The 14,214-nt window shown below is 68.5% G+C and carries 15 protein-coding genes; 3 read left to right on the top strand and 12 right to left on the bottom strand.

From position 1 onward, the window contains the following. Nucleotides 1–37: 37 nt before the first annotated feature. Nucleotides 38–241 (bottom strand): hypothetical protein, encoded by a 204-nt coding sequence (locus OHT21_RS00160; RefSeq protein WP_328766016.1) that lies wholly within the window; start codon nt 239–241, stop codon nt 38–40. Nucleotides 242–448: 207 nt separating this feature from the next. Here OHT21_RS00160 and OHT21_RS00155 point away from each other — a divergent pair, with 207 nt between their 5' ends. Continuing rightward, on the top strand, nt 449–1,621 hold the full coding sequence (locus OHT21_RS00155; protein ID WP_328766014.1) for a hypothetical protein: 1,173 nt from the start codon (nt 449–451) through the stop codon (nt 1,619–1,621). Here the strand turns inward: OHT21_RS00155 and OHT21_RS00150 are convergent. After that, nucleotides 1,586–2,269 (bottom strand): IS630 family transposase, encoded by a 684-nt coding sequence (locus OHT21_RS00150; protein WP_328766012.1) that lies wholly within the window; start codon nt 2,267–2,269, stop codon nt 1,586–1,588. The genes OHT21_RS00155 and OHT21_RS00150 overlap by 36 nt on opposite strands. Beyond that, on the bottom strand, nt 2,266–2,643 hold the full coding sequence (locus OHT21_RS00145; RefSeq protein WP_328766010.1) for a helix-turn-helix domain-containing protein: 378 nt from the start codon (nt 2,641–2,643) through the stop codon (nt 2,266–2,268). The genes OHT21_RS00150 and OHT21_RS00145 overlap by 4 nt, the downstream gene beginning before the upstream one ends. 375 nt (nt 2,644–3,018) lie before the next feature. Between OHT21_RS00145 and OHT21_RS00140 the strand changes: the two genes are divergently transcribed. Next, entirely contained in the window at nt 3,019–4,125 is a 1,107-nt protein-coding gene (locus OHT21_RS00140; protein WP_328766009.1) for a tetratricopeptide repeat protein, read from the top strand. Nucleotides 4,126–4,503: 378 nt separating this feature from the next. On the opposite strand, the gene OHT21_RS00135 is transcribed toward OHT21_RS00140, so the two are convergent. The 4 genes from OHT21_RS00135 to OHT21_RS00120 form a co-directional block, all read right to left on the bottom strand. Further along, the gene (locus OHT21_RS00135) at nt 4,504–4,626 is read right to left on the bottom strand and encodes a hypothetical protein (protein WP_328766008.1); all 123 of its coding nucleotides are present in this window, start codon (nt 4,624–4,626) and stop codon (nt 4,504–4,506) included. Continuing rightward, the gene (locus tag OHT21_RS00130) at nt 4,607–4,981 is read right to left on the bottom strand and encodes a hypothetical protein (protein ID WP_328766007.1); all 375 of its coding nucleotides are present in this window, start codon (nt 4,979–4,981) and stop codon (nt 4,607–4,609) included. Before OHT21_RS00130 ends, OHT21_RS00135 begins: the two co-directional genes overlap by 20 nt. Before the next feature lie 55 nt (nt 4,982–5,036). Further along, nucleotides 5,037–5,492, bottom strand: coding sequence for a hypothetical protein (locus OHT21_RS00125; RefSeq protein ID WP_328766006.1), 456 nt, complete (start codon nt 5,490–5,492; stop codon nt 5,037–5,039). Between the two features lie 177 nt (nt 5,493–5,669). After that, a complete protein-coding gene (locus tag OHT21_RS00120) occupies nt 5,670–6,164 on the bottom strand; it encodes a hypothetical protein (protein WP_328766005.1) in 495 nt (164 codons plus the stop codon). A 485-nt stretch (nt 6,165–6,649) separates the two neighbouring features. On the opposite strand from OHT21_RS00120, the gene OHT21_RS00115 reads away from it, so the two are divergent. Continuing rightward, nucleotides 6,650–7,033 carry a hypothetical protein gene (locus OHT21_RS00115; RefSeq protein WP_328766004.1) on the top strand — a complete coding sequence of 128 codons (384 nt, stop codon included), beginning with the start codon at nt 6,650–6,652 and terminating at the stop codon, nt 7,031–7,033. A 284-nt stretch (nt 7,034–7,317) separates the two neighbouring features. On the opposite strand, the gene OHT21_RS00110 is transcribed toward OHT21_RS00115, so the two are convergent. The 5 genes from OHT21_RS00110 to OHT21_RS00090 all read right to left on the bottom strand — a co-directional run bounded on the left by OHT21_RS00110 (nt 7,318) and on the right by OHT21_RS00090 (nt 14,027). After that, on the bottom strand, nt 7,318–8,931 hold the full coding sequence (locus OHT21_RS00110; RefSeq protein ID WP_328766003.1) for an ISL3 family transposase: 1,614 nt from the start codon (nt 8,929–8,931) through the stop codon (nt 7,318–7,320). 252 nt (nt 8,932–9,183) lie between these two features. Next, on the bottom strand, nt 9,184–9,903 hold the full coding sequence (locus tag OHT21_RS00105; protein WP_328766002.1) for a hypothetical protein: 720 nt from the start codon (nt 9,901–9,903) through the stop codon (nt 9,184–9,186). A gap of 7 nt (nt 9,904–9,910) precedes the next feature. Continuing rightward, the gene (locus OHT21_RS00100; protein WP_328773919.1) at nt 9,911–10,891 is read right to left on the bottom strand and encodes an ATP-binding protein; all 981 of its coding nucleotides are present in this window, start codon (nt 10,889–10,891) and stop codon (nt 9,911–9,913) included. Nucleotides 10,892–10,995: 104 nt separating this feature from the next. After that, on the bottom strand, nt 10,996–13,149 hold the full coding sequence (locus OHT21_RS00095) for a Mu transposase C-terminal domain-containing protein (RefSeq protein ID WP_328766001.1): 2,154 nt from the start codon (nt 13,147–13,149) through the stop codon (nt 10,996–10,998). Continuing rightward, nucleotides 13,146–14,027 (bottom strand): TnsA-like heteromeric transposase endonuclease subunit, encoded by an 882-nt coding sequence (locus tag OHT21_RS00090; RefSeq protein WP_328773918.1) that lies wholly within the window; start codon nt 14,025–14,027, stop codon nt 13,146–13,148. Before OHT21_RS00090 ends, OHT21_RS00095 begins: the two co-directional genes overlap by 4 nt. Nucleotides 14,028–14,214: the final 187 nt, after the last annotated feature.

Genomic DNA, 14,214 nt, shown 5'->3' with positions numbered 1-14,214 from the left:
GAAAAGCCACCGGATCGTTCATGCCGTCGGGAGCGCGTCAGTCGTTGAGTGCGGCCAAGGCCGTAGTGACGGCAGCCGCGAGGGTGAGGGTCGTGGCGAACGCCACGGCCGCGCGGGTCAACGCGGCGGGGTAGCTGGCGTGGTCGCGGCGGGCGAGGTACGCGGCGCCCGCGCCAGTGAGGGCAGCGAACAGAACGATCAAGGCGCAAGTGAGCAGGATGAGGGTGATGCGGTCGGACATGGTGTCAGTCCCCTTCGGCACCGTGGATGTTGTCGAGGTGCCGAATCTCGCGAATCACCTGTTCCCGATGGTTCACCCAGCTGAAGATGAACAACGGCAAACAGCAGCACGACACATGCGGGGGCCGACATGACGACAGGCGAGTTCCAAGATCCGGGGGCAGCGCTAGGCGAGCTGCGCGCCCGGTTAGAGGCGGCCCGCGTCGCGATGAGACTCAACAAGAACGAGCTGTACATCCGGGCTGGTCTGAAACGCACGACCGTCAGCCAGGCCCTGAGTAGGAATGCACCCGCGCCGACTGCGCAGACGGTGGGGGCGCTAGCGAATGCCCTGCGCCTTGACGCCCGTCCCCTGCTGGACTTGTTGGATGTCGCGACTCGAGCACGCGAGGGCTCGGGGTCCGTTCTGGGTAAGCCGATCGCACACTGGGACCCACATGATTTGGAAGTCCATCCGGCAGCCGACGTCCCCACAGGCGCCAGCCTCACCAGCATGACCGGCCCGCACCTTCGGCTGCCTGGATACGTGCGCCGGCAGCACGACGAGGACCTGGAAAAAATCGTTGAGGCAGCAATGGATGGGCACAGCCGGATGGCCGTGTTGGTCGGCTCCTCCTCAACGGGCAAGACACGGGCGTGCTGGGAAGCCGTACAACCGCTGGCCGCGCAAGGTTGGAGGTTGTGGCATCCTCTCGACCCCACCCGAGCCGAGGCGGCACTGACCGACATCGAGCGAGTCGGCCCGCGCACCGTGGTCTGGCTGAACGAAGCCCAGCACTACCTCGGAGCTCCCGCGGGGGCGGGGGAGCGCATCGCCGCCGCCCTGCGCACCCTTCTCACCGACCCCGCCCGCGGCCCCGTCTTGGTACTGGCCACCCTCTGGCCCCACTACCCCCGCGAATACACCACCCGCCCCCCAGCCGGACAGGACGACCAGCATCCCCAAGTACGTGAGTTGCTCGCCGGACGGCAGATCACTCTGCCTGACCGTTTCGACGACTCGGCTCTCACCGCCGCACGAACCCAGGCCGCAGCCGGGGACCGACAGCTCGAACACGCCGTGCAGCACGCCTCAGACGGGCGGTTTGCCCAGTTCCTGGCCGGCGCCCCGGAACTGCTGCACCGATACCACACTGCATCCCCTCCGGCCCGGGCCGTGCTGGAAGCAGCCATGGACGCCCGTCGCCTTGGCGTTCGCCTTCACCTGCCCCAGACCTTCCTGGAGGACGCAGCCGGGGACTACCTCACCAGCGACGAACACGACACCCTTGCCGACAACTGGTTGGAACAGGCATTTGCTGAAACCAGCACACCGGTGCACGGCAACCTAGTAGATTGTCGCGGCTTAATTTCGCTGTGTGGTTGGGTAGAGGTGGCGTAGTTTCACGCGTGCGTCGTCGGTGGTGAACTGCCAGTCGACTTGGCGCTGGTTGCTGTTGGTCTGTTGCTGCCAGGCAGCAAGTTCGGCGTTGAGTACGGCGAGGTCGTCGAGGCGGCGGTCCAGGCACTGGCGGGTGAGCGCGGAGAGCTCGATCTCGGCGATGTTGAGCCAGGACCCGTGTTTGGGGGTGTGGTGGATCTCCAGGCGCTGGGTCAGCGCGAAGGCCTTTGCCGGGTCGAACGCCTCGTAGAGCGAGGCGGTGGTGTGGGTGTTGAGGTTGTCCATCACCAGCACGACCGTGGCGGCGTCGGGGTAGTCCACGGTCAGCAGGTGCTCGACCTGGTGCGCCCAGTCGACCCTGGTCCGGCGGGGCTGCGCGTCCACGCGTCGCCATCCGCGCAGCGGCTCGACCCAGCAGAAGATCGAGCAGGTCCCCGAGCGGACGTACTCGTTGTCCTCGCGGCGGTCACGGCCCGGCCGCGCGGGAAGCGGATCACGGACGTGGCCGAGCAACTGGTACGGCTTCTCGTCCATGCACACCACCGGGCGCGTCGGGTCGAAGGGCCGGTGGTAGACCGCCAGGACATCCTCCATCGCCGCGGCGAAGGCCGCATTCGCAGCGGGCGGGATGGTCCAGCACTTCTTCACGTGAGGGCGCAGTTCCGTTTTTTTAAGACCCGCCCGATCGTGGAGTGGTCCAGATCCGGGATGTCCTCGGCCAGCGCGACGTGCTTCTCCAGCAGGCGCAGCGACCAGCGGGCGTGTCCTTTGGGCGGCTTCGAGCAGGCCAGCGCAATCAGCCTTGCCTCGACCTCGCCGGTCACCGGGGAGGGCACCGGCGGCAGTGCGCGTTCCTTCCGGCCGACCGTGGCCCACACATCGCCGCCGGTCTCCGCGTACCGCTTCGAGATCAGGCGGACCGAATCGCACGAGACCCCGACCCGCTCCGCGATCACCGCCCGCGGAGCGACCTCGCCGGCCGAGGTGTCCAACGCGAGCAGCACCCGCGCCCGCCTGATCATCGACGCGCTGCGGACCCCGTCGTCGTCACACGCTCCAACGCCCGACGGTCTTCGGCACTCAAGACAACCGGATACTTCTTCTGCGAGGACACGGCACCCCTGCCCGGCCGAACGGAAGCATCAAGCGAAGCCTGCCCGACCCCAACTCCACCAACCAGAACGACACTTAGTCGCGACAGTCTACTAGGGCCCCTGCGCCGCGTTCGCGAAGGCGGCGCTCACAGCCGCACCGCTTCGACAGAAGCCGAGCAGCCAGGCCCCCTGTACCGGCTGGCGGACTATCTTGAACAGCACGCCAGCCAGAACCGCCGTCGCTTGTGCCCACCGGGGACATTTTGGCAAGCTGGCCACACCCACCTCACCCACCCTGACGACTTGGCTGCCCTCGCTCAGGCAGCCCACAAACGTCAGCGCCGCCGCTGGGCGATTCGACTGTGGAGTCGGGCTGGCGACGCCGGCGACAACCGCTCCCTGATAAGGCTGGCTGAGCTGCGGAAGGCGGCCGGGGATCGGAGGGGTGCAAGGCGCCTGTACCGGAAGGCAGGCGATACTCTTTCGTTGGCAAGGCTCGCCGGGCTGCGGGAGGCGGCCGATCGAAGGCGTTTGAAACGCCTATACCGGCAGGGCGGCGACGCCCACTCATTGGGGAGGCTGGCTGAGCTGCAGGAGGCGGCCGGGGACCGGAGGGGTGCAGAGCGCCTGTACCGGCAGGCCGCCGACCGTGGCGACTCCCGCGCTACGTGGAGGCTGGCTCGGCTGCGGGACGCGGCCGGGGACCGGAGGGGTGCAGAGCGCCTGTACCGGCAGGCCGCCGACCGTGGCGACACCCGCGCTATGACGAGGCTGGCTGAGTTGCGGGAGGAGGCCGGGGACCGGGAAGGCGCCGAACGCCTCGGCGTGCAGGCCGCCGACGCCGGTGACCCCCGCGTTTTGATAAGGCTGGCTGAGTTGCGGGAGGAGACCGGGGACCGGGAAGGCGCCGACCGCCTCGCTGCTCAGGCTATCGATACTGACCCTCGCGCTTTGAGGAGTCTGGCTGAGCTGCGAGTGCACGCCGGAGATTGGGAGGGTGCGGAGCGCCTGTACCGGCAGGCAGCCACCGATGCCGACGTCATCGATGCTTTGGAGGTTCGAGCTGAGCTGCGCAAGGCGGCCGGGGATCGGGAGGGTGCGGAGCGTCTGTACCGGCAGGCTGTCGACGCCGGCGAGACGCGCGTCTTGATAAGGCTGGCTGAGTTGCGGGAGGAGGCCGGGGATCGGGAGAGCGCCGAACGCCTCGCGGCGCAGGCCGCCGACGTCGGCTACACCGACGCGTTGATATGGCTGGCTGAGTTGCGGGAGCAGGTTGGGGATCGCGAGGGCGCCGAACGCCTCGCGGTGCAGGCCGCCGACGCTGGCGTTCCATGGGCGTACCAGGACTGGTTCGAGCGACGATGGCCGTACGGCGTCGAAGCGGACGGCACCCCATCTGAGACCTCGTGATCTGGCCTCAGCTTGACTTCGTCCCGGCGCTTGAGTAGTTCCTCGACAGCTCGGCCTGCCTCTCGCCCGCCACGGTCACCCGCCTCACCGAACTGCGGTTGCTCGAACAGTGCTCATGATCACGCGGAATTGCTCACGAAGTCGCGGACCCTGAAATGCGCTGTAGGGTCCGCGATTCCGTGAGCACCGGCTCCTGGGGAAACGCGTGAATTCGGTCCCGGTGAGCACTCGCCGTGTTGGTGGATCCTGAGCACTCGAGTGCCTGTGGTGCTGAGTTCGCTTGCTCTGAGTGAGGTTCCGCCGTCGCGATGTGTTGGTGGTGAATGGCGGTGCTCAGTCCGGGCAGAGGGCGGGGGGTGGCCCCGCCCTCCACGAGCCTCAGACGGAGGCTGCGCCGACGCAGACCTCGTTGCCCTCCGGGTCGGCCATCATGATGTGGTGTCCGTCGAAAGACCTCAGCTCGCCTTCCAACAGCCAGCGGTCACTGATCAGCGACGTCACGGTGCTGGCTGATCCCGCTGTCCAGTTCGACAGCGAGGCGTCGCAGATCGCCGCTTGACAACGCAGCGACATGGTCCAGCCATGCATTACGCCTGCCAGTGCCGGCAGCCCTTGGGGACTTGGGAGCGGTTTCGTGCCGTGTCCGCTCCTCCGACTCAAACTCCTCGAACTTCAGCAACATATCGACCGCGAGCGGCGCAATGTCGGGCCGTTGCAGGAGGTTGCTGGCATACGGCACGAGCTCGGGCCGCTTGGCGAGGAACCGCTCTACCGCGATGCGACGATCCTCGGGGATCTCCGGAAACTGGCCGCAAACGGTTCGGTTCGAGGCTGACTCCAGACCATCCGCGCTCATCTCGTGTTCCTCCCCAACCTGGTCTGATTCGGCACATTGACCTTGCATTACACCGTTAGCCGCGCGCGCTGCGGGCCAGCCAGGGCGTCAGGTTGAAGTCCAGGATCAGCTCCTTGTAGGTCTTATCGCCGGGCAGCGGCACGATGAGCCACTGGCCAGGGGGGAACAGCCGGCCCTTCGTAGAGGCGAGTCCGCCGTAGACGGACCTGAGAAACGCAGGGACGGAGTCGCGGGGGACGTCATGGAACTCCACACCGTCGACGGTGATCTTCGCGTCATCCTCGGGGAAGAGCTGGACACTCACCGACGGCGATCCCTCCAGCTCCACGAACGCCTCGTGCGGCAGCGAGCCGTCGGAGTCGAGCACCGTGAAAAGTTCGGCCGATGTACGGCGCGACGTCTGGTCCGCGCCGATGTCGTCGGTGACCGACATTGATAGTGCGAATTCCTTCGCGATCTCGCGTATCGCGACGACAGCGGCCTCGCTGGTCGGCAGGTGCGCTTTCTCCATGGCTTGATCGTGCCCGACGAAGAAGACGGGCACGACTAGGTTTTCGGACCGGCTCTTAAGAAGGGGGAACGACGTGGCCACTGCGCCCTCCTTGGATCGGAAGTGCTTCTACTTCCTGGTGGCGGGAGCAGGCCGTTCCGGCAAAAAATCTTCAGCGGCCCGACGTGACCTGTGTCACTACTGCCTGTGCTGACCCTGCGGTCCCCGGCGTCCCGTCTCCAAGATATCGGTGTCCTCCGACAGTGAAGGTGCCGTTTTGCTCGGGATGGCTTTTTCGGCGATCCGCAGGATCTCGGTGGCTTCTCGGAGAAATGCGCCGCCGGGTTCTGTGGGTGCGAGGAGACTGGCGGAGCGGTCGATGATCTGGAAACCGGCAATCTTTTCGATCTTTGTGATGCGTTGCCTGAGGGCGCCGTCGCGTCCGTCGTAGATGGCCCGTGCTGCGGCGGCGATGCTGGTGTGGCCGGGGATCTGGACGAGGGTTCGCAGCCGGTCGAGTGCGGTGGGGGACGAGGTCACGGCTTGCATGGCTGGGGAGAGGTTCCAGGTCAGGTCGAGGTGGCCGATGGCGTTGTAGCGGTGCTCCGTGCTGCGGATCGCAAGGTCCCATCCTCTGGCCAGTGTGGTCAGGTGGTAGTGGCTGACGCCGCGTTCGCGGGCGAGTTCGGCCATATTGGCTATGACGGTGTCCAGTGGGATCTGGCAGCGATCACGGGGAGCCATCACCCCCGGTGAGGGTTTGTTCGATTCCGACGAAACTGCGTAGTGCGCCTGCTCCGCCAGTCTCCGGTAAGCGGAGAGCCAGCCTTCTTCCGCAACTGCCGTAAGCCCGCGGCGAACTCCAGTAACGGACCGTCCCCCGCGTCCAGCGGTCGCTCTCTGCGCGGCATCGCCGCACCTCCCCGTTGCTCCCCGTTCCCCCAGGTCACAGCCCGACGGCTTCGTCGCATTTTTCACGAGTTGTTTGTTCGACACCAGGGCCCCGAAGGCGAACAACTCCAGGGCCGCTACACCTGGAGCGGATGGCCTGGCTGCAACAGCCACGCTGTCGGACCGTTTCAACGGAGCGTTGAGGCAGTGCTGAAACCCGTTGAAAGCTCGCCGTCCCTACCGGTCGTGCTCGCTTGTGACCGGTGCCGTCAGTCGAAGGGAAACAGATGAAGAAGGCAATCCCGTTCAAGCAGGTGACCGCCGTGGCCGCCGCGCTCGCCACGGCTGGGCTGCTGTCAGTCGGTGCCACCGCCAGCACCGCGGCCGCCTCGTCCTCCACCGATACCGGCATTCAGGCGACCGGTTACTGGCGTGCCTACGCGTCCACGGGCTTCACGGGCGGGGACAAGTTGTTCTCCGGAACCACGGGGACGTGCCATTACGTCGGCGACAGCTGGAGCGACTCCGTCAGGTCCGCCCGCACCAGGGCCCCCGCCAGGGTGGAGCTGTGGGATAACCACAATTGCACCGGGGGCGCAATCACCATCGACAGCGAGGGCTACAGCTCGATCGGCGCTTGGGTCAGCGCCTACCGCGTCACCTACCCGTGAACTCGCTTCCCGATCCGTGGCGCTTGAACGAGGTCTAGGAACAGGACTCGGCACCAAAGCCTGTTGCGGCAGGTCAAAGCCGTGCGAAACATAGAGGCGAGAAGAGGCACCGTTCGGGGAACGGTCACGGTGACCGCTCCCCGAACGCTTTCCCAAACCTCTCTTCTCGGCCCCCTTGGGCTTGACCTGCCATTTCAGGGTTCAGGAACAGGCGCTGACGACCGTTTCGGCCGCCATCAGCGATGAAGTACGGGGCCTTTACTGCCGGGTGTCGTCACGGACGGTCACTGAAGCAGGATCATCTTTCGAAGTAGGTCGAATTCAGCACGTCCGTATAGCTGCCTTTTGATCTTTTTAATGCGATTCACGGTGCCCTCGGTGCCGCCCGAGCTCCAGCGGAGGGTAAGCCCGGCGGTGACGGCGTCGAGGTCGCTGGTGAGGTCGCGGGCGAAGCCGGTCAGTCCGGGCAGGTCAGCCGCGACGGCTTCCTCGATCCACGCAGGCAGCAGGACACCAGTCTGCTGGGTGAGCATGTCGCCGGACTCGCGGACAAGTCGGTGCGCGGTGGCCAGTTCGGGACTGCCGTTCAGAACGGTCTGGAGCTGCTGACGTTCGTCCTCGCTGAGCGTGGCGGGGCGGCGGGTGAGCCAGCCGGTGACCTGCCGGACACCCGGCGGCGCCGGAGGCCTGGCAGGATCGGCGGGCCACCGCAGACGGCTGCGGGCCCAGTCACGGAGACTGCTGTAGGGCACCGGCCGACCCTGTTCGGCCAGTTCCTCGCACAGTTCCTTGATCGAGATAGCGCCCTCGGTCTCGTCGATGCGTCGCTGCAGGTAGGTGCGGTGGACGTCGAGGCGGCTGGGGCGGGTGCGGCAGCCGGTGACAGCGTCCTGCCAACGGGCTGCGCGAGCGTACCGCTGGACGGTGTGGCGACCCCAGCCCAGATGCCGGGCAATGGCGCGCAGGCCCATCCCCTCGTTCAACAGGCCGTGGACCAGAGCATAATGCGCATGCATGCGCTCGGCGCGGCGCCCAGTCGGTAACACGACGTCAGACGGTGCCACCGCACGGGTGCTGCCCGTGGCACTCGCGGCGTCTTCCGGTTCAGGCTGTACGGTGGCGGCCCTGAGATGGTCGCGGTGTGCCGCGACGCACTTGTCGACCGCCTGACCGAGGTTCTGCCACAAGTGGAAGCGGTCCGCGACCTGCAGGGCATCCGGGGCGCCGAGCGCGGCGCCTTCGGCGTAGGCTCCGGCACGGTCCCGGCAGATCACCTCCACTCCGGGGTGAGCCGTCAGCCAGGCGGCCAGCGGCGCCGCCTCGCGCCCCGGCAGCACCTCGATGGGCCGGTGCCGCTGGGCATCCGTGATCACAGTGGCGTACGAATGGCCGCGCTTGGTGGCGAAATCATCGACGCCGAGTACGCGCGGAGTGTCGTAGACCGGGTCGGGCATCGCCCGGATCCGGTTCAACAGCCCCATCCGCCCCGCCGTCAGGCCCATGGCGCTGGCCATCCGCGCCCCGGCCCGGCCGGCCAACGCGAGCGCGATCCGGTCCAGCAACGCGCCCAGCCGATCCGTGGCGCGGGCGTGCGGGCTGGTCAGCCCTGGTATCTGCTCGGCAAATGTGCGCTTGGGACAGGTGCCGTCAGCGCACACGAAGCGCCTCACTGAGAGCAGGATCCGTACCGCGTACCCGGCCAGCGGAAGATCCTGCAAGCGACGCTCGTAGCGGTCATGCACACGGCTCGACGTCCGGCCACAGGCCGAACACGAGCCTGCGTCGCCTCGGCCGATCAGCCGTACTACCATCCCGCACGCGCCGTGCACTGCCGTGGTGACCTGTACCTCGCAGCCCTTGAACAGCACGTCCTGCCAGGCGATTTCGTCGTGGTTCATGTCCTGGACATCGAAGCCGCCGGGACGGTTCAGCCCGCCCCACCGGGATATGACGGAGCGTCATATGTCGATCCGGGGGTGGGTAGTTGGTGTGCTGGGTGGGGTGTGAGCTGCGGGGTTGGGTGTTCGTTGAGAATGGGCTTTGGCGGGGGTTGGGTGGGGCTGACCTGGGGTTGTGTGGGTTGTAGTGGGAATTTCCGGGGTGTTGCGGGTAGCTTCTGCGTCTAATGGTCTGGGGTGTGTTTTGGCTGTTCAGGCGTGTTGTGCCTGGTCGTAGGCCTGGCCTGGTGTCGGTGTGTTGGAGGGACTGTTCGGGCGGGGTCGGGGGCTGGTAGCTCCTGGTTCGGTGGTTGGTGGGTTGGGGGTTTTGCCGGTCCAGTACAGGGCGGTGTCGATGTCGCGTGCGGTCCAGCCGTCGGCGGGTGCTGCGCCGTGCTTGAGGAGGTCGTCGAGGAGTTGCATGTAGCGGCCGTAGCGTCCCGGTGCGCGGGTGAGGGTGAGATCCAGGGTGTCCAGGGCGTGTTGGACGCGGCGGTCGTAGACGGCCATCCGTGTGGGTGCCGCTGCTGTCAGGGCGGCTGAGGCGAGGGCGTCGCCGGTACGGAAGCCGGGCAGTTCCCACATGATGCTGCGTCCTGTGCGGGCGGCCTCACTGCGCGGTACCGCGGTGTCGCGGACTGCGGTGACGGCCCGCTTGGTGACCTCGCGTACGTGTGCGTCGGGCAGGGACATGAGCGCCGATACCCACGGCGTCTGTGCGGAGAGCCGTTTCCAGACGACCAGGGCCGCGATGTCCGTCTTCCCGAGGCTGCCGGCGTCTTCGGTCCGTTGTGCGACGTCGTGGAACACCTCGTCGTAGTGCGGTGAGACTCCTGCCAGGTAGCCGGCACGGGCGGGGATCAGGACGTCCCACACCTGGCCCGGGACGGCAGCGAATTCATCGTCAGTCGGCGTTTCCCCAGTCTTCTTCACGTCCGCATCATGCCGGTGTGGACGGTCGGCGGGTCCGGGGACGCGTTGCTTCTTCGGCGAGGTGGTCGAGCTGGATGGCTTCCAGTGTTTTCTTGGTGATGCGTTCGGTGCCGTCGCAGATGGCGGTGATGGCGGCTTGGCGGATGAGGCGGGTGAGGCTGCCGATGCGGCCGGCGGTGCGCTGGTGGAGGTAGGCGTGGTGGCGGGGGAGGGTGCCTGGGCGGTGGTGTTGGAGGTCGAGGGCGTTTTCGAGGTCGGTGATGACGTCGGTGAAGGGGTGCCGGTTGCCGTGGCGGGCGGGGAGGGGGCCGCAGGTGATGAGGGTGGCGCGGCCGGCGAGTTGGGCGCCGCGCACGCCGCTGAACAGGGGTGTGGCGGTGACGTCGATTCCGGCGTAGACGAAGGTGGCGCCGATGCGTTCGGTGAGGTCCTTCAACAGGTCGGCGGCTTGGGCGCCGGTGGTGGTGCGGGGGTTGAGGCGGTGGATCTCGTCGATGAGGACGAGTTGAATGCCGGCGGTGTTGTAGGTGTGGCAGACGGCTTCGGTGATCTGGGCCTGGGTCATGCGGGTGGTGGTGGGGATGCCGAGGTAGCGGGCGAATTCGGCGGTGAGGGTCTTCGCGGTGGCGCCGGGCGGGACGAGGACGTAGGCGACCGGTACGTGAGGGTGGTGGCCGGGCGGGGTGGGGGTGCGGTGGGTGTGGGCGAGGTGGCAGGTGCGTCCGACGTGGAGCAGGGCGGTGGTTTTGCCTGCTGCTGCGGGGCCGGTGACGATCAGTGAGGGCCGTGCGGTGGTGGTCTGGTGGCGGCCGAGGATCATCAGGGTGCGCACGCTGGTGGCGAGGGTGTCGATGGCGGGGGTGCGGACGGTGACGAACGCGGAGTGGTAGTCGAGGCGTTCCTCCGGGCTGCGGGGCTCTTCGCCGGGCTGTGGCGGGGCGGGTGGCGCCGTGGTGGCGAAGTGGTGCCAGCCCTGCCAGGTGGTCACCGGCCAAGACGCGGTCATTGTGTCCGCTGTGGACTGCCCCGCTCGGCCGGCGTCGGGTGTGGTGTTGCTGCCGGGATCGGCGGCTGTGGCGGGCGGGCGGGTGTTCACCATTTCAGGGCCTCCGCACGGGCGTCGTAGAGACCGAGTCCGGTGTAGGGGACGGCGGGCGAGCCGTCGTCGGCGTCGTCTTCTTCCGCGTCCAGGTCCAGGTCCTGTTCCTCGTCGAGGTCGTCGAGGCTGTCGGTGTCCGTCCCGGGCCCGGCCGGGCCGGCACCGGACTCTGTTTCGCTCGGGTGGCTGCTTCCGGAGCGCGGTGGGGGCAGGGGTGTTCGGGCAGGCTGGGTGCGGGCCAGGAGGCGTTGTTCGCCTGCGGTGGCGTTACCGGCGTGGGTGCGGCGCATGAGCTGGTCGAGGGCGTCGGCGAGATCGGCCTCAAGGCTGTCGGGGTCGGTGTGGCGGGTGACGGTGGTGCGGATGTGCTGCCAGGTCTGTTCGTTGAACGGGCGGTGGACGTGGGCGCGGTGGATCCAGGGGATCTCGGCGAACGTGCCGTCGGGCAGGCGCAGCCAGATCTGGCGGGCGTCGTGGGGATTGGTGTGGACTTCCCATTTACCGCCGCGGGCGGTGATGGGGGAGGGCTGCCCGCGGTAGGGGGCCAGGAGGTCGCAGTCGTAGGTGCGGTGGTGCAGGCGGATGCCGCGTTCGGTGATGGCCTGCCAGCGCACCGGCAGCAGTTCGAGGTAGTCGTCCCTGGTGAGGGGGACGGGGACGTACCCGGCGACCGAGATGAGGGCGGCCCACATCTGGTTCGGTGTCAGTGCGGCCTTGGGCAGCACGGGATGGCGCAGCCCTTGGTGCGGGCGGTGGTGGTAGTGCACGAGCCATTCGTCGAGGAGGTCCTGCAACTGCGCGAGGGTGAAGCACGCCTCGCGTTCGGCGTCGCGCCCGCGGCGGGTGACGTCGGAGCCGGTGTAGCCGGGCAGGTGCTGGCAGAACAGGGTGTTGATCGAGCCGAAGGTCCGCTCGACGATGCCCTTGGCGGTGGGCGCATAGGGCGGGGCGGGCTGCACGCTGACGCCGAGGGTCTCGCAGGCGGCGGTGAACGCCCTGGAAAGGAACACTTTGCCCCGGTCCACGACGATCGTCTCGGGGATCACGACCGGGCGGGCGGCCGCGCCCTGAAGTCGCTCGTCCAGCGTCAGCAACCGGGCCAGGGGGAGCAGTTGGGTGTGGGTGAAGCGCAGGGCGTCGGGCCAGGGGGGCTTCGCCGGGTGAGGGACGGCCATCTCCGCCAGCAGCAGTGCCGCGTCCACGGCCTGAGTGCCGCCCGGACAGAGCACGGCCGCCAGGATCGCTCGCGTTGCGACGTCTACCGCAATGGTCATCTCAGGCCGGCCCAGGGTGCCGTCGTCGAACAGGGCCAGGACATCGAGCCGGGTGGTATCGATCTGCACCTGCTCTCCGGGCCGCAGGGCGACGGTGGGCGTGTGCCCCCGTCCGTCCTCGGTGAGGGGCGGGGTGCGCACCGGCTGTGCGGGATGGTCGGCGGGGCCGGCGAGCTGATGGACGAGCCGGTAGAACGTGGCCTGCGCCGGCATCGCCACCGCGCCGCCGTGCCGGTCCTCAAGGATGTGCGCGACCAGCGGCATCAGCCCTTTGATGGTGCCTTTGGAACGGCCGCGCTGGCGGCGCAGCGCCTCCTTGACCGCGGCGACGACCCGCTCGTCGGCCCGCCCGGTGGGGCTCGGGCCGCGGGTGGTGCGGTGGTCGATGAGCCCCCACAGGCCCTGTTTGCGGTAGGCCAGGCGCATGCGCTGCACCGTCGTACGGGACACCCGGCCGAAGCCGAGCGCGGTCAGCTCTGCTGCTTTGGCCTGTTCCCGTTCGGCCAGCGTGTGCTGCCCGGGGTCGTACTCCTCCCGCACCGGCCCGCCGCTGCCCAGCCCGCCGGGCAACCCGCACTCGACTTCCCGGATGTGGCGCTGCCAGGCCAGCGCCTTCTCCCGCGCCGCGGCCGGGGCGGTCTCGAACAGCCCCCACCGCGGCGCCGCCTGAGGCTGCTGCGCCTCCGTTCCCAGCAGGGCGAAGCCTGGATCGGCGAAGAGATGCCCGGCGAGCACCGCCTCGTCACTGCCGTCCTCGCCGGCCAGGTGGACGCGCTGCCCGGCCAGGGCGACGACCTGCCACCGCGATCCGCGGAAGCGGACGTGTGCCCCGACCGCCACCACAGGCCGGCCGCTCTGCCGGCCGCTGTTCACACCGCCTCCCCGCGCCCAGCCCCGCCGCGCCCCGCGCCTGACGCCGGGTACTCGGCCGCGGGGACGCAGCCCTGGCTCTCCTCGCCACGCCCAGCGCCGGCGCCATCGTGCAGGTTTTTGGCGGGCACTGCGCCACTGCCCCGACGGAGGGAGCCCGGACTGACGATGACCCGTTCGTGCAGCGGCGTCTCCAATGTTGTCGTGAGTGTGTGGTGCCACAGGGCGTGGAAGACGGCCGGGAGGACCTCGATCGGGTCGCCGGCCGCTTCGGCGCCCTCGATCAGCGGCCGCGGCCGCGCGAATGCCTCAAGGACATCCGTCATCAGGCTGGGCCTGCCCTGGTTGCGGGGGTGGCGGTAGCCGGCCAGCCACTTCAGGTTCGCCGCCACCACCTCATCCAGCGGCGCCAGGCGCCGGTAGCTCCAGCCGATGTCCGCGCACGCCGCAGCCACCGCCTGCGCGGCCTTCAGGGCGCGTTCACCGCCGGTGTCGGGGCGGCCGGGGCAGTCGGCCAGCAGGGCGGTGCCGTCGACGTAGCGGGCGAACAACTGCGGCACCCAGGAACGCACCTGACCGCGGTGGTTGCGCCACAGCAGCCGTACTGGCCGTCCGGCCATGCCGGTGACCTGCGGGTCGCGGTCCAGGGCCATCAGCTGCGTACGCATGGCGTTCGATCCGGCGGCCACGTGCCGCCCGGTGGTGGCCGACCACCACAGCCCCGGCCCCCACCGCCGTCCCGGCACTACCGGGAACGCTGACACCGGATCGAGGTCTTCGAACGCGACCGCGAGGGCGGCGTCCGCCCACCGCTGCTGCACCGCCTGCCCGACGGGGTCGAGGAAGACCGCCTCGAACCCGGCCCCGATGTTCACATCCACCTGTCCCGGCCTGCTGCCAGGCCCGGCCGCCGCACCCTTGCCGCTCACCCGCCCAGCCAAACCGGCCCGGCTGCCGGCCGGGGGCTGTTTCCGCGTTTCGATCACGTGGCGCCGCGCGATGCGGTAATACCGGGCCACCACGCCAGCGCCTCAAAAGACCTGTCCCGGGCCGCCCAACCCCCGGCGA

Origin of the sequence: Streptomyces sp. NBC_00286 (genome assembly GCF_036173125.1) — a bacterium.
GTDB lineage: Bacteria > Actinomycetota > Actinomycetes > Streptomycetales > Streptomycetaceae > Streptomyces.
This window is presented reverse-complemented; position numbering and strand designations above follow the sequence as displayed.

What these genes read in the sequence shown, in the direction of transcription:
- OHT21_RS00160 (WP_328766016.1), bottom strand. Translation starts at nt 241, where the DNA reads ATGTCCGACCGCATCACCCTCATCCTGCTCACTTGCGCCTTGATCGTT.
- OHT21_RS00155 (WP_328766014.1), top strand. Translation starts at nt 449, where the DNA reads ATGAGACTCAACAAGAACGAGCTGTACATCCGGGCTGGTCTGAAACGC.
- OHT21_RS00145 (WP_328766010.1), bottom strand. Translation starts at nt 2,643, where the DNA reads ATGATCAGGCGGGCGCGGGTGCTGCTCGCGTTGGACACCTCGGCCGGC.
- OHT21_RS00130 (WP_328766007.1), bottom strand. Translation starts at nt 4,981, where the DNA reads ATGAGCGCGGATGGTCTGGAGTCAGCCTCGAACCGAACCGTTTGCGGC.
- OHT21_RS00125 (WP_328766006.1), bottom strand. Translation starts at nt 5,492, where the DNA reads ATGGAGAAAGCGCACCTGCCGACCAGCGAGGCCGCTGTCGTCGCGATA.
- OHT21_RS00120 (WP_328766005.1), bottom strand. Translation starts at nt 6,164, where the DNA reads ATGGCCGAACTCGCCCGCGAACGCGGCGTCAGCCACTACCACCTGACC.
- OHT21_RS00115 (WP_328766004.1), top strand. Translation starts at nt 6,650, where the DNA reads ATGAAGAAGGCAATCCCGTTCAAGCAGGTGACCGCCGTGGCCGCCGCG.
- OHT21_RS00110 (WP_328766003.1), bottom strand. Translation starts at nt 8,931, where the DNA reads ATGAACCACGACGAAATCGCCTGGCAGGACGTGCTGTTCAAGGGCTGC.